Below are 20,118 nucleotides of genomic sequence, written 5' to 3'. Positions count from 1 at the left end.
GGACTCCCATCACCTATTCGATAGAAAAAATCACAGGATACAGAGGCTGCTCACCGCGCTGAGCATCAATTTCAAGATCAGGCTGCGCTTCCTCAATACGCTCTTGGAGCTGCTCAAAAGCCTCATCATGCATATCAGACCCAGCAAGCAACGTGAGCGTATCGCCTTCCTCCTCATCCATCATTTTGGCAATAAGGTCAAGCGTAACCTGAGCTACATCGTTACCAACAACGGTAATCTTGCCATTCTCAATACCCATAATGTCACCGGAGTGAATGGGGCTGCCATCAGCTGCCTGTGAATCGCGAACCGCGGTAGTAACCTCACCATCACGAACATCAGCAATTGCAGCGCGCATTTCTTCAATGTTGTCCTCGAGACTTGCCTCGTAATCAACAGCAAACATGGCAGCAAATGCTTGAGGAACCGTCTTGGTAGGAACAACCGCTGCTTTCACATCTTCGCAGGCACTTACCGCTGCTTCAGAAGCCATACGAATATTGCCATTATTGGGAAGCACAATAACCTGCTCGGCATGGGCACTTTCAATAGCCTCAAGGATATCGGCAGTTGAAGGGTTCATCGTCTGACCACCAGAAACGACCACGTCAACTCCCAAAGACTTCAAAATCTCTGCTTCACCACTGCCTGCAGCCACAGCCACAAAACCTAAGGGTTTGCGAGGCTCATGGGAAGCTGACTTGGCATCCTTATCAGCAGCAATCTTTTCGGTGCGCTCTTGAGCCTCAAGGTCCATATTGTGTACAAAAACATTGTAAATCTGGCCACGATGCAGCATGTGACGCAGAACATGATCGGGCCTGTTGGTATGCACATGAATCTTGTAATCAGGGTTGGAGCCAACAAGGAGCTCACAATCGCCCTGAGCAGACAAGTAACCAAGGCATGCTGCCTCATCAAACTGGGCACTATCTGCATGGAAGAGGAACTCTGTACAGTAACGGAACTCAGAACCCTCCCAATCATCGTTAAGCTCAATGTCAACCACATGGGCAACGTCTGCCTTGGCATCAACGGTTGTCTTGAAGGCAGTAAGCTCGCCCGACTTTCCTTGATAAGCGTTAACAAAGGCTTCAAAGAACGTCGCAAGACCAAAGGCACCAGAGTCAACAACACCATTTTCTTTGAGGACAGGAAGCAATTCGGGAGTACGTGCAACCGACTCATATGCCTCAACTACTAGTGCATCAAGCATGTCAGGAACCGAAATCTTGGTACGAGCAAGTTCATCTGCTTTGGCAGAAGTATCCTTGAGAACCGTCAAAATGGTACCTGCCACTGGTTTGCGCACAGCCTTGAAAGCAACCTTAACACCATTGCGTAAAGCAACTGCGATATCACCAGGAGTTGCATCTGCGCCCTTGGCAAGAGTCAAGCCCTCAGCCACACCGCGAAGGATTTGACTGGTAATAACACCCGAATTACCGCGAGCGCCCATCAGGGAGCCATGAGTAATCGCCTTAGCAATGTCATCTACCGTAGCTGAACTCGGCAAAGACTCAACCTCCTTGACCACAGTGCCCAAGGTTAAAGACATATTGGTACCCGTATCACCATCAGGCACGGGAAAAACATTGAGTTTGTTGATTTCTTCTGCCTTGTCGGCAACGACCTGAGCTGCAATCGGGAAGCACGTGCGGATAACTTTGGAAATCATCTTTGATCCTCTTGGCTGTGTTGGCAAAGGCGCAATGCGAGTCTGCCTGACGGACGTCTCTTGCACGGAGTTGAGCGTTTAAGCTACCTAGCTTACGCGCATACCCTCAATGTGAACTTTGACCTCAACATCGTTGAGCTCGGCAATTTGGCTCAGGATGAATTTGACTGCGCTTACAAGGTTCGAAGAAACCTGGCCAATATTGACACCAGACTCGACTACCACATGCAGGTCAACAATAACCGAAGAGCCCTCGGCGCTCACACCGATGCCCTTGCGCAGACGATAGGTCGGAAGCAGGCGAATAACACCTGTCTGAGACTCAGTGTCGGCCATACCCACGACGCCGTAGCATTCGAGGGCAGCGTAACCCGCAAGGTCTGCAATACAATCGTTGGAAACCTTGAGGATACCTGGGGTGGCGTTTGCCATGACCTCTCCTTCCATACGGTTGAGATGTCCTCTCAACCCAGAATATTCTTTGGAAAGTATAGCGCACCAATACATGCTAGCGGAGTTTTGGCACAAAAGCTGCTGACACACAAATGGGGCCCCCGAGGGAGCCCCTAAACTTCAGAGTAAATTCCACCGACGCTATGCGCGAACGAGATTGCCCTTCTTAAGGCAGCGGGTGCAGACATTAATCTGGACACGACGGCCATCCTTGACGACATGAACGCGCTGGATATTGGGCTTAAACGCACGATTGACCGTACGGTGAGAGTGGCTGATTGAACGACCAGCAACGGCATGCTTGCCGCAGATATCACAAACCTTCGACATACTTCCTACCTCCAAGGCGGCGCTCCTGCGCCCGTATGGGCTCCGCGCCCGCAAATTGCATAGCCGTATTAAAATAGCACACAATGTGCCTCATGCAAGAGATAACCCCTACTTATTGTGCTGATTGTGGACAAGAAACCCTCAAAGTACACAGTAATTACGACTATCGTTCCAAAAAATTTTTTACATACGCTCTGCTTAGGTATTCCTACGGCACACAAGTAAGCTGCATTCACTTTGTCTGCAGTCTTGCAGCTGCAGTGCGCACGGCAACTATTTGCCTGTACTCGAGGCTAAACGACCACGTTGATCGGTGTTATAGTAGCCAGAACCTTTGAATTCGATACCATAGGTTGTGAACATACGCTCCGCATGCAAGCCACACTTAGGGCAAGAAACCTCAGGATGAGTCCTCATAGAATGCTCAATTTCAAAAACATTGCCACAGGAGCTGCATTTGTAGTCATAGCGTGCCATTATTCCTCCGAGTAAATACCCTTACGATGTGTTTTCCAAAAAAACACTCTACCCAACCTTGGGAAAATTCTCCACGTCACGTATCATCTGACAAAAATATGACAAGCTAACAGCAAACCACGGGGAGAGCTCATATGAAAATTTCGGGTGCGATTTTTGATTGTGACGGAACGATTCTTGACTCTATGCCCATGTGGAACAAGATATTTCCCGATTGGTTGAATAGTCATAATATTCCTCACGCTCACATGCTTGCCGAAAAATATGAGTACATGAATTTTCAAGACGAATGTTTTTTCTTCCATGATGAGTTTGATGTGTGCGCCAGTCGTGAAGAAGCTCTTGCTGAAGTGTGCGCACTAGTACGCGTCGCGTACAAGACTGAAGTTGTGCCATTTGAAGGTATTGACCTATGGCTTGAGACACTTAAGGCGGCAAAAATTCCGATGGTGGTTGCCTCGTCTACCATAACGTCTTTGGTCAAAGAGGCGCTTGCCTACCATGGCTTACTCGATTATTTCTTGGACATCCTATACACAGGTGATGTTGGTGTCGATAAAACACAGCCTGACATCTATTTTGCTGCTCGTGAGGTACTGGATACGCCTGTTGATGAAACATGGGTATTTGAAGATGCGCCATTTGGTGTGAGCACTGCTTATAAAGCAGGATTTCCCACTGTATGCCTTTTTAACGACCATGATGGACGCGATGAGAACTTTATGCGCGCCAACTGTGATGTTTTTGTCCATGGATACCCTGAATTAAGCCTGGATTTATTAACTGACTATGAGCGATTGCTCATCACGGCATCGGCAGACACCATGAATTGCTTGGTAATAGGAGGTTCGCCCGTGCCAAGCTCGACAGATCTTGTTACATGCCTTGCCGCTGACGCTGACTGGATTGTCGCTGTCGATCGCGGGGCTGAGACACTAAAAGCCGCGGGTATTAAACCTGATGTTTTTTGTGGAGACGACGATACGGCAAGTCCTGCTACCTGCGATTGGGCACGCTCGGTAGCACAAACCTCCTTGCTTTATCCCACAAAAAAATATGCGACTGACCTCGCCATTGCCCTTAAGAGCGCAACGCATGAAGCAGCGCGTCGCAACTCAAATTTGCGCCTGACGCTCAGCTGTATCTCAGGTGGCAGGCAGGACCATCAGTTGGGCGTTTGGGGCAACTTGGCAGCCTACGTCAATGCGTGTCCGCATATTGTGGAAGATAATGAAGGTTCTGCTTGGGAATGTCGTCTGCTCTCCCCTGCCGGAAAGACCAGCTGGACACTTGATGCTGATGCTGTGGGTAAGACTTTTTCTGCAGTAGCATTGACACCCGACACCCTTGTCAGCGAAAGAGGATTGCGCTGGGAAGTTAACCACAAAAACTTTGCCTTGCTTTCCGATGTGGGCATCTCCAACGAAGTTGTCTCTGAAAATGCCTGCATCAGCTGCCACCAAGGCATTCTTGCCTGCTTCTTGCTGACCTAACAGCACAGATGGTTCATCCTTCGACCCTTATCCAAACAGATGGTTCATCCCTCAGCGTACACTCACACAGATGGTTCATCCCTCGACCTGCACTCACACAGATGGTGCGTCCCTCGACCCTTATGAGCACAGATGGTTCGTCCTTCGGTCCCCATGAGCAAAGATGGTTCGTCCTTCGGACTTTCAAAAAAATTGACCTGCGGTTTTATGCCGGCGCATCTCGAAACTCGAACCATCTATTAAAAAGTACCTCGAAGCTTAAACCATTTATTTTGAAATGCCTCGAAACTTGAACCATCTGCCATGCAAAAAGGGTTACTTCGTAGCCTACTTGTTGAAATCCTAGGGCAGTTTTGTGCAAGCTGCCAGTCAGCTTACGGGAAGGCATATTTCGGAATTAATACCATATTCATCGAGATTAATCTAAGCTCATAAAAGCAGCGCTGGGCACATTGATTCGCTGCTTCCTAGAGCATTTTTACACATTCTCGTCTATGGGTTTCGGTGATTAAATGGCCAACTCTCACATGCAAATCATTAGTTCTATGCTTGATGAAGCAGAGCAGAAACAAACATGTGCTTGGACGAATACCAAAGCCTTGCAGGACAGCTTTGTTCATTGCAAAGCACGAGGAAACATTATTAGTCCTGCTCCTAGCCTTTATGTACGCAAAGACCAGTGGAATCAATTGAGTTTCAATAATAAACATCTTTATATTGCGCGCGCTCTAACTGAAAAGCATCCCAACTGGGTTTTTTGCGGTCCAACAGCAGCGTTGGCATACGGTTTTGAGGTCCCCTATTGGCAGCTTCAAAAAATTCATGTTACCCATCTAAAAAGCTGCTATCGCGAAAACCAATACATCTGCCATCATCGCTATATCCCGCGTATGAAAAATAGTCTGCAACACCCATACATTGCAGCAGGAATACCCGTCCTTAGTGCCGCAGAAACTTTGACTCAATGTTTGCGAATGTCTAATTTTGCTGATGGCCTATGTATAGCAGATTCAGGATTGCGTGCATTAAATCAGACAAGAGAATGGCTGCTTAACGAGGTTAACCACGTAGGATTCCGTCAAAAAAGGATTGCACAGGCAAAAATTACCGCAAGTTTTGCCGATGCGCGTGCAGAAAGCGGAGGCGAGTCAATAGCTCGCGCGCATATTCTTGAGCTTGGCTTTGCTTTACCAGAATTGCAAGCAACAATTATTGACCCCATAAGCCAAGCAACATATCGAGTTGATTTTCTCTGGACATTATCCACGGGACAAAGGATTATTGGGGAGCTAGATGGACAACAGAAATACGTCGATCCCGACATGACCCAAGGTCGCTCTGCCATTGATGTATTAACGGCAGAACGATTGCGAGAATCGCGCCTCTCCCGACTAGCAAGCATCATGCGCTTTTCATTTGCAAATGCCTGTGATTTGGCTTTTTTATACCGACTATTGCAGTCATTTGGAGTTCCCCGTGCACTACAACCCTTCATTACCTGGAGCTAATGGCATTTTGTGTTATGCCCTTCGCATCAGTAAGTGCTACTAAAGTTGCTACTAAAGATGGTTCGAGTTTCGAGGTGCCCGCTATGATGCTGCAGCTCACTACTAAAGATGGTTCGAGTTTCGAGGTGCGCCGGCATAAAACCGCAGGTCAATTTTTTTGAAAGTCCGAAGAACGAACCATCTTTGCTCATAAAGGTCGAGAGACGAACCATCTGTGTGAGTACAGGTCGAGAGACGAACCATCTGCGCAAATGCAGGTCGAAGCCTAGGTTAACCGCGCAAACGTGCGACAAAATATGAATCGCCGGCACAAAATGGCTTAGACGCGGCGAAGAAGAGTACAAAAATGACCATCAAAGGAAGCAACGCGGGGATACGAGGCAAAGTAGCCTTCAGAAGTAACACACGGTGCCACAAGTCCGTATGCAGCATCGCTTAAAGAACGCACTGCGGGAGCCTCGAGTACAGAGACTTGCTCAAATGAACGACCTTCAGGACTCTCGAGAAATGCATGAACCACGCCCGTGTTCTCCTGCTCAAGCAAAGAGCAGGTCGCATAGGCCAAACTACCACCCGGACGCACGCGCTGCGATGCAGCGCGAAGCATGCGCAGCTGTAAGGCAGGCAGTGAATCTACTCTATGAGACATCACCGACGCACGTGAAAGGCCCCAAACAATTTCTGGATGGCGGCGCAATGTGCCTGTGCCCGAACACGGCGCATCGATAAAGACCATGTCAAAACCGCCACTTAGTGCAGCGGGCAGCTGCGGCGAATCAAGTTGGCAAGCGTCAAAACAAAGGCTTTGCGTATGAGCAGAAACCCCCGCTACGGCCATACGGCTGGATGCAAGGCGTACCTTGTAATCTTCGACATCAATACTCACTATCTCAGCAAGACCACCTTGCTCGAGCGCAGCCATTTGCAGCAACAATGTTTTGGTACCTCTACCCTGACCTACTTCCAACACACGCTGACCTGGAAGCGGTCCTGCAATACGGGCAACCATTTGAGCTGCTAAATCTACGGGAAAGACAAGAGCATTGCGCACCAATCCAGAAGGCGCCAAGCGAGCAGGATTTATCACCTGCCAAGAACCCGGAATTGCTAACGGTTGTACTTCAAGACGAGCCTGTTGCATCCGTCGCGCAGCTTCCTCGGGACTCAACATAGCTAAGTTAGTTGCAATATACACTGGTGCTGGTTGGAGGTGCGCCAAAGCGCACTCACGACACACTTCCTCACCGCATGAAGCCAACAGTTGATACACCAGCGGTTCGGGCATTCCGCAGGCAATCGCAATGTCTTTGGCAAGCAAATCTGAGCTACCTTCATATATACGATGCTCAGCTTCGCAGACAGCTGCAATATCGTGCTCGGACACACGATGCAAGACCGCATTGGCAAGACCTGCCGCACGCGGAGCAACACGGCGCACCAACTCAACACCCTGACTTATAACCACTGCTGTTGGGGTATCTAACCAGCAAAGCTCATAGCAAGCAACGCGCAGTGCATCCCGCACACGTGGTTCAATATGCACTCCATGTCTCAAGTGGGAGTCAATCATGGCATCAAGTGCACCGACTGTAGCTGTCACACCCAAAGCCAAACGAGATGCTAAAGCCCTATCTCGCGGCGCAAGCCCACTCATCGTTCGAGATGTGCGCAGCAAATCGCGCATATGTGCCCCTCGCCGGCGGCGCTCGGACACCATCTCAAAAGCAACTACTCGTGCAGGCGAGAGGGCAGACACTACCTATCACCCCAGACAAGGTCTCCGCGAAGGCCAGCCACCCAAGCAGAGACGGACATTTCTCGCTTACCATCAGGTTTTACCAACAATAATTCCAGTGCGCCATCAGCACAACCCAAAAAGAGCTTCGTACTATCAATCAATACTTCACCAGCAGCGATATTCACAGTAGGTGCAGCAAGTGCGCGCAAGATGCGCACGCCACGTCCACATACCATAGCACGCGCAGGAGCAGCATCAGTAGCCGCTCTGATACGCAACAAATTAGTGCGTGTATCATCGGCAGGCGTCAGGCGCATTTCAGCCTTGCTTATCTTTTTTGCATAGCAAACCTGAGAAATGTCCTGCTCAGTCCATCTATCAGTACCTGCCTCCATCTCATGAATGGCCTCTACCAGCTCAACAGCGCCAAGTTCAGCTAGGCTCTGGGTAATTTCTGCAGCCGATAGACCTTGAGGGTCAATAGATGCTTGACGACACCAAGGTCCTGCATCAAGTTCATGAGCAATACGCATAATAGAGATACCAATACGGTCATCATCAGCAAGGATGGCACGTTGAATAGGAGCGGCGCCACGCCAGCGCGGTAGCAGCGACCCATGCACATTAATCGCACCAAAGCGCGCTAAATCAGTCGACAGGAGCTCATCTGGTAAAATCGCACCATAGGCAGCAACAGCAATAACATCGGGTGCCACCTCACGAATACGCGCAATCTCAGCTGTGCCAATACGTTTTGTTTCGATAACACAAATACCCAGTTCAAGCGCACGCTTTTTTACAGGAGATGCTATAGGCTCCCTGCCTCGCCCACGCACCGCGTCAGGCATAGTCAGCACAAGCGCTACATCAAATTCATTTGATAGGGCAGATAGAGAGGGCACAGCAAAATCGGGAGTGCCCATAAAGACGACTCTCAACGACATGCTAGTCTTCCTCTCCAACATCTCCAGGCTGAGCACCACGAGCAAGTGCCGCCTCAAAATCGCGCATAGCTGCTGCGCGTGCCAAAGGACGCAGATGGTCAACCATGGTCACACCGTGAATATGATCGATCTCGTGCTGCAAACACACTGCCAATAGATTATCGCGAGCCTCATATTGCATGAGTTCACCATCAAGGTTGAGCGCTTGCACAATGACATGAGAAGGGCGCGTGACCTCACAAGTAATGCCAGGATAGGATAGGCAGCCCTCCCCTGTTGTACGTTCAGGACCATCCGCAACAATGATTTTAGGATTGATAAGCACATAAGGATTTTTGCGTCCGGCAGGCTCAGCGTAGTCAACATCAATAACAACCAGCTGTAGCGGTTTTCCCACCTGCGGTGCTGCCAATCCAACACCATCAGTTGCATACATACCCTTAAGCATATGCTTTGCTAATTGCCGCACATCGTCATCAATAGTCTTAATCGACTCACACTCAACATGCAAACGCTCATCGGTGCCAAAGACAATATCTTGGGCCGCACTCATAGTTACTCCTTAGAAAAAATGCTGCCTAAAAGTAGCGCTTGGGCAACATAAGTGTTCCCCACAATCATACCCATAAAACGGCATGAGGTATCGACCCATGAGACTCACATGAGATCAGCGGCATCCACATCAATTGCCACCGTAATATCTCGCGGTAATTTCGCAGCTTTTACACAAGCAGAAAGTAAGGGGCCAGGTTTTGAATGAAGAGGAGATTTAACTAAGATATGCCGACGGAAGCGATCCTTAACGCGCGCTTTAATACATTCGGCGGGACCTAACACCTCCCAGCTATCTACATCATCAACGTTTTTAATGGCAGCACGTATTGCTTCGGCAAGCTTTGCGCTACAACGTTTGACTTGAGACTCTCGTGTTCCCCAAAGCAGCACATTAGAAAGACGAGTAAAAGGCGGATATGAGGCCTCAGCGCGCAGATTAAGCTCACTGTCTACAAACAACTCACGGCGATGCAGTGCCACCGATGCAATAGCGGGATGGGACGCCCAATAACTCTGCACAATGACACGTCCTGCTTTATCACCGCGCCCTGCACGGCCTGCCACCTGTTCGAGTAAATCATAGGTGCGTTCAGCAGCTCTAAAATCGGGCAACTTAAGTGTCGTATCAGCGTTAATAACGCCCACCAAGGTAACCTCGGGAAAATCGAGACCCTTAGCAATCATTTGCGTGCCCAACAAAATAGCGCAATTTGCATCATCAAAACGCTCAAGTAGTTTTTGGTGGGCGCCCTTGCTACGCGTTGTATCCGCATCCATACGAATTATTTCGACATCATCCCCAGCCTCTCCCAAATCATTGAGCAAAATATGTAGCTCATCTTCGACGCGCTGCGTACCTACTCCATAGGCCCCCATATAGTGACTCCCGCAATTGGGGCAGCGTGAGGATGGATCGGGGTAACTTTTTTGTGGCCACGAGCGCCCACAGCTATGACAAACCAGCTCATGGGTGCGTTCGTGATATGTCAGTGCGGTAGAGCAATGCGGACATTCAGGCACACAGCCGCACTCTCGGCACATCAAAAAATGAGCAAAGCCACGTCGATTAAGGAGCAGTACTGCTTTTTCACGATGGCGTATGACATCTTCTAATGCCTGTGTGAGTGGTAAAGAAAAAAACGTCCGTCTACCTGCAGCAAACTGCTGAGTCATATCCACAATTTCAACTGATGGCAACTCTGTAGTACCTGGTCTCTCGGGCATCTCAACACGCGTCCAAGATACCCCCGCATAGCTGCCTTGACGGCAACGCTCAAGACTTTCGAGTGACGGTGTCGCAGAACCCAGTACCAAGGCGCAAGCGCGTTCCTTGGCCATGCGCGCCGCCACCTCACGTGCATGATAGCGCGGCATAGAGTCTTGCTTGTAAGAACCCTCATGCTCCTCATCAATCACAATAAGACCCAAATTTGCCACAGGAGCAAACAAAGCAGAGCGAGCTCCTACAACCACATGGGCCTGCTCACGGCGCAGCATATCCCACTGATCAAAACGCTCGCCCACCGAAAGGTGGCTGTGAAGCACCGCAACGTCTTCGCCGAAGCGACTGCGAAAACGCCCGACAGTCTGTGCCGTCAAAGAGATCTCAGGAACGAGTACCAACGCACCCTGACCAGCTGCCCGAGCTCGTTCAATAGCCGCAAGATATACTTCGGTTTTGCCTGAACCCGTCACACCATCAACTAAAACCACATCACCACAAGCAGCAAGACGTGCCTCCTCAATTGTCTCAAGTGCGTTTTTTTGCCCTTCAGTCAGCATATCGGGGCGCGTTGCGTGAGCACTTGACAAGCTCGTCGTCTCTTCACTTCCACGAATGTGGCGACGGAGTTCAATACTCACAACACTGCGTTTGGCAAGCGCGTTGACAACCGCACTTGCCCCTGGCACCATCGCCGCAAGCTCTGCCATGCGCTGAGGACCCGCGGCAAGCGCAGCAAGTAACTCCCGCTGACGGGAGGCATTTTTTTGAGGAACAAAAGAAAGTCCCGTTTTGCTCAAAGAAACCCAACGGGTATCGATAGGTCCTGCTTTTTCACGCACAAGTTCCCACGGCGCATCAGGTGTTACCCGATGCACGCGCAACTTTTGCCCTGGTGCCAAAAAAAGCCGTAGGGCCACCGCAAGCGGGCAGGCATATTCAGCCGCTAACCAAAGTGCGACACGTGCTGCAGCTTCATCAAAAGCTGATTCTGCTAAAACCTGCTTGATAGGCAAAATTTTATTACGCGGCACATCTGCAGGAGGAGTATCAGACAACGCCACTACATAACCCACGGCAACTCTGCCAGAAAAGTTCACCAGAACTGTCACGCCTATCTTGACCTGGGACGCAAGTTCAGCTGGGATAGCATAATCATAGGGACGATCAAGTTCGCGCGTTGCGATATCAACCACTACTGCCGCAAAGACCATGAACCCAACTCCCTCTATGCATCAGAGCTATGAGAAGCAGAGATACCAAACTCCACCATGTGAATAAGTCGCTCAATCAGCTCGTCCACATTGGTATTGGGTTCAATTTCAATCTGACGTGAAGCACCAAAAAAAATCATGCCGCAAATACTTGCCGCAACCACCTCGGGATTGCCTTCAAAGTTAACCAATCCCTCACGTTGCGCGCGTATCAGTTGATGAGAAACCAAATGTGTAACGCGCATATAGCGATTTTCGAGCCGCGGTAACATAGAAGTGCCATCCTTGAGTAGCGCTGTTGCCATTGCGGCAATAAAAATTCCTCCATCATGCACTGAATAACACAGACGTCTTACCATCGCGCGCATAGCTTCGTGAGAGGAGCTGGCATGAGCAACATCTGTTTCTAGAGAGCTGACAAAATCCTCAACCGCCTGTGAAAAGAGTTCCTCCACAATGGCATCGCGATCGGCAAAGTAATAGTAGAGTGCCCCTTTGGAAATGTTGCAACGCTCAGCAACCTCGCCAATCTGAAAATCAATACCCCCACGCTCCGTGATAATGTCGGCAGCTGCTGCAAGAATACGTGCGCGCGTGCGCTCGGACTTGCTCAATCGATTGGCTTCACGCATCTTTACCGTTTTTACTTCAACCGCATTATGAGCAACCTTGCGAGCTGCTGTACGTACAGCCTGATGCGCTGCTTCAACACGACCAACTAGTTCTTGGATGCCTGGGGCGTCAACTCCAACCACATGGTTAAACGATTTGTTATTTTGAGCTTCTTTTGCAGCCATATCTCTCACCACATTTGGTATGCATGCGCCAAGTGCATAAAGCACCTGACGCATGCATTGATTGCGAGCGTTTTCTTAATACTAGCGCATCGCCTTAGAGCTGTACGAGCGGATGCAAGTCTCCCATCGTGACCAGACGCTTACGCGCTGCAATCAGGCAAGTCACCACAAAGGGTAGTGCCGTAAAGGCAAGTAACATCCAGACATTTGGTGTAATCAGTGACATATCCAAACCTGTTGTTGCCACACGCAAAGCACGCACCGAATAAGTCATTGGCAACAACGGGTTGATAATCTTGAAGAAATGCGGCACAACCTCAAGCGGAAAGGTGCCAGCAGCTGAAGTCAGCTGTAACATAAGCAATACAACTGACAAGAACTTGCCGGGGAAGCCCAAACCTACCACAAGCGCTTGGTTCCACGCTGCAAAGCAAAGCGCAGTCAAAATACAAAGTGCGTAGTACGCTACAGGATGAAGTAAGTCAATTTTGAGGCCAAACTGCAATACCAAACCCATAAGCACCGCTTGGATAACGCCTACCATCAGCGCAGGTAACAAGCCTGCCAAAGCGGCTACGATGGGGTTGGCACCAGAAGCGAGCAAACGCGGATTGAGCGGCTTGATGATAAAGGTTGTCATCAAGGCGCCCACCCAAAGACCCAGCGCAATAAAGTAAGGAGCAAAACCTGAGCCGTAGTTGGATACGGTTGTGTAGTTGGAAGACTGAAGGTTGACAGGCTCGCTCATCATCTCGGACTTAGCATCGGAGTGAGCTGTAGATTCCTGAGCCTTTTTATAACCATCACTTAAACCATCTGCCAGCTGATCTGCACCATCTTGAACAGAGCCAATGCCTTCGCTAAGCGTAGTTGCACCATCTGCAAGTTTATTGATGCCATCGGCTAGGGAAGCAGAACCTTTCTGCGCATCACCCAAACCATCATTGAGACTTGTCGAGCCCGTATAAAGCCTATCAATGCCACCAAGCAATGAGCTTGAACCGTCCTTTGCAGACTCTGTGCCCGTCTTAAGCTGAGAGGCACCTGCAGATAGTGCAGTGGCGCCCGTCTTTGCAAAATCAAGTCCTCCAGATAGGTGACTTGCCCCATCTGCAAGCTGGCCAACACCTTGATCAAGCTGGGTGGCACCCGAGGAAAGCTGATTGGCTCCAGCAGAGAGATGAATGACCGCATCATAGAGCGTCATTGAAGAGGGATCTGTGCTACCCGTCGATACGGTAAGATTGGTTGCAAGAGCGTCAGCACCATTTTTGAGTTGCGCCAAGCTTTCAGCATCAATACCACTTGCTGCCTCTGTCAAACCAGAGCTTGCTTGTGAAACACCAGAAGCGGCGGCATCAAGCGTGCCAATCAGCTGCTGGCATTGTGCGGCAGTCAAAGTTACCGTTCCATCAGGACTAGCCTTTTGTGCGTCGGCCAAACTATTTTCAACACCTTTTATTGCAGCGTAGGCGCTACTGCCAGATGAAGAGCTCTCAGAACCCAATTGTGCAGCAGCATCGCTGAGCTTTTGCCCCGTTTGCCCAACGGTTCCCACAAGCTCATTGACACCATTATCCAAAGCCTGGATATTTACTTTTTGACCATCAAGGCTCTTTTTAAGCTGTGATGCACCAGCATTGAGTTGGCCCGCGCCGGTTGCAAGTGCTGAAGAACCCTTTTTGGCTTCGTTGAGTTTGTCGGCAAGAGTATCTGCACCGTCCTTAACACTAGAAATACCATCAGAAAGCTGGTCAGCACCATCTTGTACGCTACTTGCACCATCTGAGAGCTTTTCCAAACCTCCATCCAATGATTTGGCGCCATCTTTAGCAGTAGCAAGACCGTCTTTGAGCTGTTGGGAACCATCTGTTGCACGCACAATACCTGCAGCAAGCTCATCTGCGCCAGTACCTGCTACCAATAGATTGTCAGCAATCTTTTTTGAGCCATCCGTAGCCGACGCAAGACCATCACTAAGGGCTGCCGAACCATCAGCTGCAACCTTAATTTCAGCTGTTGAGTCATCAATGGTGTCAAAAATCTGTACATAGTAGTCCTGGCCAATAGCATAGTTGACCTTGGAAGTAATCACGCGAAACGCTGAGGTGCCCATTGTTGTTGCAATTGAATTGGCACTTTGATTAGCGATGAGCTTAAAACTTGCCTGTTGCGGTTTATCGGACTGAGCAGAGGCGACCTTTTCAGAGAAATCCTCAGGGATAATAAGTTCCATGTAATACGTACCCGACTCAAGCTGCCGCTGAGCTTTGTCCGCGTCTTTCTCATAGCTAAAGTCAAGCGCTTGGGCATCACGGAGTTGCTTGACAACATCGTCACCAGCATTGAGCGTTGTACCGTCTTTGGTAGTCGTACCCTTATCTTGGTTGACCACCACAACTGGCACTTTGTCAATATTGCCATATGGATCAAAAAAAGCTGCTAGGTAAAGCGCACCATAAATCAAAGGAATGCAGCAGATAGCCGCAAGTGCGACCTTCATACCTGCGTTGGCACGAGCGTTATGAAAATCAAGCAGAGAAAAACGCAGTCCACGAAATGGATTTTTCATTTATGCCACCACCAGAGGAGTCATCTGAGCAACTTGACCAGGTACTGCATCGCGCTGTGCACGCGCAGCCTCGGTCAGGCAGCTGATACTGTCAAACTTGCGTGCAAGGCCGTAATCACACATGCCACAAACCACAGTTGCACCGCGACTGTGGGAGATCTCGCAAAGGATATCGATGAGCTGCAGAGTTTGAAGCTCAGTGAGGTCACGTTCGATTTCTTGTACAACTAAAAGCGTAGGGTCCCCTGCCATACCCAGCGCAATACCTACGAGGTCATAGGTCATACGGTCAAGCTCCTCGAGGTTCTTTTCGGCTACATCCAAAAGTCCCCACTGCTCAAGATAGGCATCGGTGGCTACTCGGTTAGACTTTTTGCCCATCAGTCCTAATTCAGCTGAAATGCACGTACGCACTCTCAGTACTTTTTCGAGCTCATTGACATGAGAAAACCAACCCAAACCAGAGAGTTTCTTTATCGTGTGAAGACCTTTGACCGAGCGTGCATTAAGCCCACCTATCGTAAGCTCACCCGAGCTTGCCAACATATGGCCTGCCAAGGTCAGCAACAATTCGCGTTTACCAGCCTTGTGCTCAGCCAATAAAGCATGCGCCTGGCCTGCAGCTAAATCCAAATTAATGTCTTTATATGCCGTCATACGTGCGGTTTTCATCGTCAGCGCCTGCGCATGAATGGCAGGTCCCAACAAGCTGAGTTCGGCTTGTGTACTCATAGGCAAATTCATCTCCCTACACATGCGCTCGGCAGAGTCAGTAGGAGCTCTGTGTGAGCAGTTCATCAACAGCCGTAGGGCACTCTACCCTTTTTTGACTAGTTTTTGACTCTTTTTCAAATATTTTTAATATTTCGAATAAAATCCAAACAACACCTTCACACGCAAGGTTTAACCCGCAGCATCCAAAAAGATTTCCGTTGCTTCTTTGACACTTCGTGATGAGTGCATAACAGCTTTGCTGAGCAGCTATACTGTGCTTCGGCTTTGTTAATACTATTGATTGACGCAACGCGCGTCCGATAAGTTCAAAGGAGCATCGTTTTGGCTTCGCACGACAACAACATACAAACTGATGGCACACCCAAAATTCGTGTGCGTTTTGCCCCCTCACCTACGGGCAAACTTCACGTAGGAGGCGCGCGTACGGCAATTTTTAACTGGGCTTTTGCTCGTGCACATGAAGGCACTTTTATTCTACGTATCGACGATACCGACCCTACACGCTCCACTGAGGAAAACACTCAGATTATTTTGCGTGCCATGCGTTGGCTAGGGCTGGACTGGGATGAGGGTGAAGGTATTGGTGGTCCTTATGGTCCTTACCGTCAGACCGATCGTATTGAAATCTACCGTAAGGCAGCAGAACGTCTGGTAGCAGAGGGCAGGGCTTATCCTTGCTTCTGCACAGCCGAAAAACTTGCTGCTGATAGAGAGGCAGCGCAACAGCGCCGTGATTCTTTCCAAGGCTATCAGCGCACCTGTCGTGATATCGAGCCAGCCGAGGCTAAGGCACGTATCGCTGCGGGTGAACCGTATACCATTCGCATCAAGGTGCCCTTGGATCGTGGCGATGTAGTCATTAACGATGCAGTGCATGGTCGCGTAAGCTTCAATGCGCGTGAGCTGGATGATTTTATCCTCATCCGCACTGACGGCACACCCACCTACAACTTCACCACTGTTGTTGACGATGCAATGATGGGTATTACCCACGTTATCCGTGGTGATGACCATCTCTCCAACACTCCGCGTCAAGTCATGGTATACGAGGCTTTGGGCTATCCCACGCCAACGTTTGCACATATTTCTATGATTTTAGGCTCTGATGGCAAGAAGCTCTCCAAGCGTCATGGCGCAACTTCTGTTGAGGAATATCGCGATGCAGGCTATCTGTCCGATGCCTTTGTTAACTATCTTGCTTTGCTTGGCTGGGCACCTGATGGCGAGACTACTATTGTCCCCCGCGATGTCCTGGCAAAAAGTTTCAGCCTAGACCGTGTCAGCAAAAACCCCGCTACCTTTGACCCCAAAAAACTCGACTGGATTCAGCAGCAGTATCTGCAGGCAATGAGCAATTCAGAGTTTTCTCAGCAGGTGCTGGTGCCCCAGCTTATCGCTGCAGGCCTTGAGAGCGGCGACACCGAGAGCACATATGCTGCGCGCCCTGCTTGGTTTGATCTGCTCTCTGAACAACTTAAACCCCGGACAACCCACATGCCTGAGGTTGTCGACAAGGCGCGCTTTCTCTATGAGGGGGCTGACGTCACAATGGACGAAAAGTCTGTGGCAAAAAACCTTGCCAAGGAAGGTGCGCGCTCCTTTGTTAGTGCAGCTTATGAGGCACTGAGTAAGCTTGATGAGGAGGCGTGGCATGCCGAGCAAATTGATGCCGCTCTCGAGCCGCTGCCCGAAACCCTTGGGGTTAATAAGCGCAAGTTTTATGGTGCGGTTCGAGTAGCTGAATGCGGAAATCAAGTTTCTCCCCCGCTGGGGGCTTCCATCGAGCTTCTGGGCCGTGAGATTGGTCTAGCTCGTTTGAACCGTGCGCTATCTTTGGCTCTCTAAATTTTGTCGCACACTGTTTTACGCTCTAAATTTTGTCACACACTGCCCTGTGTGAGAGAAAGGTACTATCGTGAACATCTCGGCATTCGAGATTCTAGGACCCATTATGGTAGGTCCTTCAAGCTCGCACACCGCAGGTGCCTTGCGCATCGCGTTGGTTGCGCGTTCGCTGGGACCTCAACATCTGGCACGTGTAGACTTTACTCTATATAACTCTTTTGCCAAAACCTATCGCGGGCACGGTACTGACCGTGCCCTCGTAGCGGGAATGCTGGGCTTTGCTTCAGATGATGAGCGAGTACGCGATTCTTTTGCACACGCAACCGATGCAGGGCTTATCTTTAGTTTTTCTCCCGCTTCTGATGAAGAAGGAGCAGGTCGGCACCCCAATACAGTGACTTGCGTTATGACTGGCACTGATGGACATGCAGTCTCGGTCACCGGCGAATCATTGGGTGGTGGACGCATACGTATCAGCCAGGTAGACGGTGTCAATGTGGAGCTTTCGGGTGATTATCCCACCTTATTTATCTCACACCGTGACCACCCAGGTGTGCTTGCTGCCCTAACAGGTACGCTTGCTGGTGCTAGTGTGAATATCGCTACCATCAATACGTTTCGTAAGGAACGCGGTGGGATGGCCTATACCATCATTGAGCTAGATGAATCCGCCTCCACAAAGGAGCTTGAAGGACTGCGAAAACTACCTAAGGTTATCAGTGTCTGTGTCGTTGAAATCCCAGGTACAATCCCTATTTCTGCCGATGCAGAAATGACGCTTGATTATAACAATGGTCATGAGCTGCTCAAGCTTTGTCAAAATAAGAAACTCTCAATTGGTGCGCTAACTCGTGCTCGTGAGATTGAGCTGAGTTCAGGCGATGTTAAAGCGGTAGATGCGCAAATGGAGCGTGTGCTTGTCGCTATGCGTGGCCAGACCACAGAGCCTATTGACCATCCTCGTCCATCCTTAGGTGGACTCATTGGAGGACAAGCGCGTGCCGTCTTTGATAAAGCGGATATCTTTGCTGCCCCGTTGATGGGTAGCACACTTACCCGAGCTGCTGCCTACGCGATGGCTACCCTTGAGCGATCTGCTTCTATGGGTGTCATTGTGGCTGCTCCAACAGCTGGTTCGTCTGGTGTTGTTCCTGGCGCCGTCCTTGCCGTAAGCGAAGCGCTTGGCGCAAACGATCAACAGATTAAGGAAGCCTTGTGGTGCGCCGCTGGCATTGGAGCCATTATGACCCGCAATGCCACAGTTGCTGGCGCTGAAGGAGGTTGTCAAGCGGAAGTGGGTTCTGCCGCCGCTATGGCTGCTGCTGCGGTTGCTCAGCTTTTAGGAGCAACTCCTTCAGTGGCACTATCAGCTGCTTCCACTGCTATCGACAATCTACTTGGCTTGGTTTGCGATCCAGTACGTGGGCTCGTTGAACATCCTTGCCAAGGCCGCAATGTTATTGGTGTAAGCGCTGCACTTAGTTCTGCTCAACTGGCGCTATCAGGTGTCCTTGACCCCTTGCCTTTTGATGAAGTCGTCGAAGCTATGCGTCAGGTAGGTGCAGCTTTGCCTGCAACCCTACGTGAAACTGCGCTAGGCGGCCTCGCTGCCGCACCATCTGCACGAAGTGCTCGCAATCGTTGTACCATCTGCGGTCTTTGCGACTAATTTTTCTTGCTTCAACACAAACGTGTTGTTCGCCGATTCTCAAGCAAATGCAAGAAAACACTTTTGTCTTCACGTATACATAACGCTCACAGCTAACTATTTGTGTTTCTTATTGAGAGACTTAAGGTCAACAGAAGCAACACCGGGGATTTTGCCGCGCGTTTTTGCGCTGCCGTTTTTCTTACGTGATAGAGAAGTCTTTTTGAAGTGAAAGCCACCCTTGACGGTAGCGGCTCCCGACTCACGTCCCACAAGCCGCATCCAACGGTGGTAAATGCTTACACCCGAATCAGAACGCAAGCCAAGCAAGGGCGCCGCCAACAATGTCGGCGCAAAAAAGGTCACAATACGCCAGACCAAGTATCCCGCAGGAGCAGCTTCGGCAAAAAGGGGCCCATAAAACAGTGCAAAACCGCCCTCAGCACCACCTGTACCACCAGGCAGAGGTACAGCCGAAGCCACCATTTGCACCATCGATCCCGCTGCCATACAGGCAAGAAAATCTGCGTTATGCCCAAAGGCTCGCAAGACAAACCAAGGAATCACATACAAAGATGCCAGCTGTGCCATCGTAACCACCAGCGTTAACAGCATAGAAGGCATATCTTGGGCAGCACGACGAAATGCATCAGCAAATTCTTGCACCTGCACATTAACCAGCTCGCGTGCATGCTCGGGATTGCGCATCCACTTGTGACGCTCAGCAAAATTAATGCTCCAGTTGCCAATAGTGCGAACAAAAGAAGGGCAAAGGCAAATAACAAAAAGGGCAACTAACTCGAGAAAATGTACCCCAAAAACAACGAGATTCAGGATAACGATGTCGCCGTAACTCTCAAGAAAAAAGCGAAACTTTGCAATCAACATGATGGCGGCAAAAAGTACCAC

Annotated in this window: 16 protein-coding genes; 4 read left to right on the top strand and 12 right to left on the bottom strand. The window is 49.9% G+C overall.

What is annotated here, in order from left to right; all coding sequences use genetic code 11:
• Positions 1-13: 13 nt before the first annotated feature.
• From Q0X25_RS02390 to Q0X25_RS02375, 4 genes are all read right to left on the bottom strand, one after another.
• The gene (locus tag Q0X25_RS02390) at positions 14-1,678 is read right to left on the bottom strand and encodes a DAK2 domain-containing protein (RefSeq protein WP_298578819.1); all 1,665 of its coding nucleotides are present in this window, start codon (positions 1,676-1,678) and stop codon (positions 14-16) included.
• Positions 1,679-1,765: 87 nt separating this feature from the next.
• Positions 1,766-2,110, bottom strand: a complete 345-nt coding sequence (locus tag Q0X25_RS02385) for an Asp23/Gls24 family envelope stress response protein (RefSeq protein ID WP_298578818.1) — start codon at positions 2,108-2,110, stop codon at positions 1,766-1,768.
• A gap of 162 nt (positions 2,111-2,272) precedes the next feature.
• Positions 2,273-2,461: a 50S ribosomal protein L28 gene (gene rpmB, locus Q0X25_RS02380; protein ID WP_021626077.1), complete on the bottom strand. Its 189-nt coding sequence runs from the start codon at positions 2,459-2,461 to the stop codon at positions 2,273-2,275.
• Positions 2,462-2,734: 273 nt separating this feature from the next.
• Positions 2,735-2,938, bottom strand: coding sequence for an FmdB family zinc ribbon protein (locus Q0X25_RS02375; RefSeq protein WP_298578817.1), 204 nt, complete (start codon positions 2,936-2,938; stop codon positions 2,735-2,737).
• A gap of 134 nt (positions 2,939-3,072) precedes the next feature.
• Here Q0X25_RS02375 and Q0X25_RS02370 point away from each other — a divergent pair, with 134 nt between their 5' ends.
• Positions 3,073-4,431, top strand: a complete 1,359-nt coding sequence (locus tag Q0X25_RS02370; RefSeq protein ID WP_298578816.1) for a thiamine diphosphokinase — start codon at positions 3,073-3,075, stop codon at positions 4,429-4,431.
• Positions 4,432-4,943: 512 nt separating this feature from the next.
• The gene (locus tag Q0X25_RS02365; RefSeq protein WP_298578815.1) at positions 4,944-5,939 is read left to right on the top strand and encodes a hypothetical protein; all 996 of its coding nucleotides are present in this window, start codon (positions 4,944-4,946) and stop codon (positions 5,937-5,939) included.
• Positions 5,940-6,258: 319 nt separating this feature from the next.
• Here Q0X25_RS02365 and Q0X25_RS02360 read toward each other — a convergent pair whose 3' ends face one another.
• The 7 genes from Q0X25_RS02360 to Q0X25_RS02330 all read right to left on the bottom strand — a co-directional run bounded on the left by Q0X25_RS02360 (position 6,259) and on the right by Q0X25_RS02330 (position 15,713).
• Positions 6,259-7,695 (bottom strand): RsmB/NOP family class I SAM-dependent RNA methyltransferase, encoded by a 1,437-nt coding sequence (locus tag Q0X25_RS02360; RefSeq protein ID WP_298578813.1) that lies wholly within the window; start codon positions 7,693-7,695, stop codon positions 6,259-6,261.
• Positions 7,695-8,621, bottom strand: a complete 927-nt coding sequence (locus Q0X25_RS02355) for a methionyl-tRNA formyltransferase (RefSeq protein WP_367270377.1) — start codon at positions 8,619-8,621, stop codon at positions 7,695-7,697. The genes Q0X25_RS02360 and Q0X25_RS02355 overlap by 1 nt, the downstream gene beginning before the upstream one ends.
• A 1-nt stretch (position 8,622) precedes the next feature.
• Complete coding sequence (def, locus tag Q0X25_RS02350) at positions 8,623-9,174, bottom strand: peptide deformylase (protein WP_298578811.1); 552 nt, start codon at positions 9,172-9,174, stop codon at positions 8,623-8,625.
• 104 nt (positions 9,175-9,278) lie between these two features.
• Positions 9,279-11,612 (bottom strand): primosomal protein N', encoded by a 2,334-nt coding sequence (priA, locus tag Q0X25_RS02345; protein ID WP_298578810.1) that lies wholly within the window; start codon positions 11,610-11,612, stop codon positions 9,279-9,281.
• Between the two features lie 14 nt (positions 11,613-11,626).
• Positions 11,627-12,409 (bottom strand): TetR/AcrR family transcriptional regulator, encoded by a 783-nt coding sequence (locus tag Q0X25_RS02340; RefSeq protein WP_298578808.1) that lies wholly within the window; start codon positions 12,407-12,409, stop codon positions 11,627-11,629.
• Positions 12,410-12,503: 94 nt separating this feature from the next.
• Positions 12,504-14,981: a YhgE/Pip domain-containing protein gene (locus Q0X25_RS02335; protein ID WP_298578807.1), complete on the bottom strand. Its 2,478-nt coding sequence runs from the start codon at positions 14,979-14,981 to the stop codon at positions 12,504-12,506.
• Positions 14,982-15,713 (bottom strand): hypothetical protein, encoded by a 732-nt coding sequence (locus tag Q0X25_RS02330; RefSeq protein WP_298578806.1) that lies wholly within the window; start codon positions 15,711-15,713, stop codon positions 14,982-14,984.
• 324 nt (positions 15,714-16,037) lie between these two features.
• Here Q0X25_RS02330 and gltX point away from each other — a divergent pair, with 324 nt between their 5' ends.
• Entirely contained in the window at positions 16,038-17,561 is a 1,524-nt protein-coding gene (gene gltX / locus Q0X25_RS02325; RefSeq protein WP_298578805.1) for a glutamate--tRNA ligase, read from the top strand.
• A 67-nt stretch (positions 17,562-17,628) separates the two neighbouring features.
• Complete coding sequence (gene sdaAA, locus Q0X25_RS02320) at positions 17,629-19,230, top strand: L-serine ammonia-lyase, iron-sulfur-dependent, subunit alpha (RefSeq protein WP_298578829.1); 1,602 nt, start codon at positions 17,629-17,631, stop codon at positions 19,228-19,230.
• 96 nt (positions 19,231-19,326) lie between these two features.
• On the opposite strand, the gene Q0X25_RS02315 is transcribed toward sdaAA, so the two are convergent.
• A partial coding sequence (locus Q0X25_RS02315; protein WP_298578804.1) for a flippase-like domain-containing protein occupies positions 19,327-20,118 on the bottom strand: 792 nt, incomplete at its 5' end.

Source organism: uncultured Olegusella sp. (assembly GCF_947253395.1).
Lineage (GTDB): Bacteria > Actinomycetota > Coriobacteriia > Coriobacteriales > Atopobiaceae > Olegusella.
Note: the sequence above shows the minus strand (reverse complement) of the source record. Positions and strands in the feature narration are given on the sequence as shown.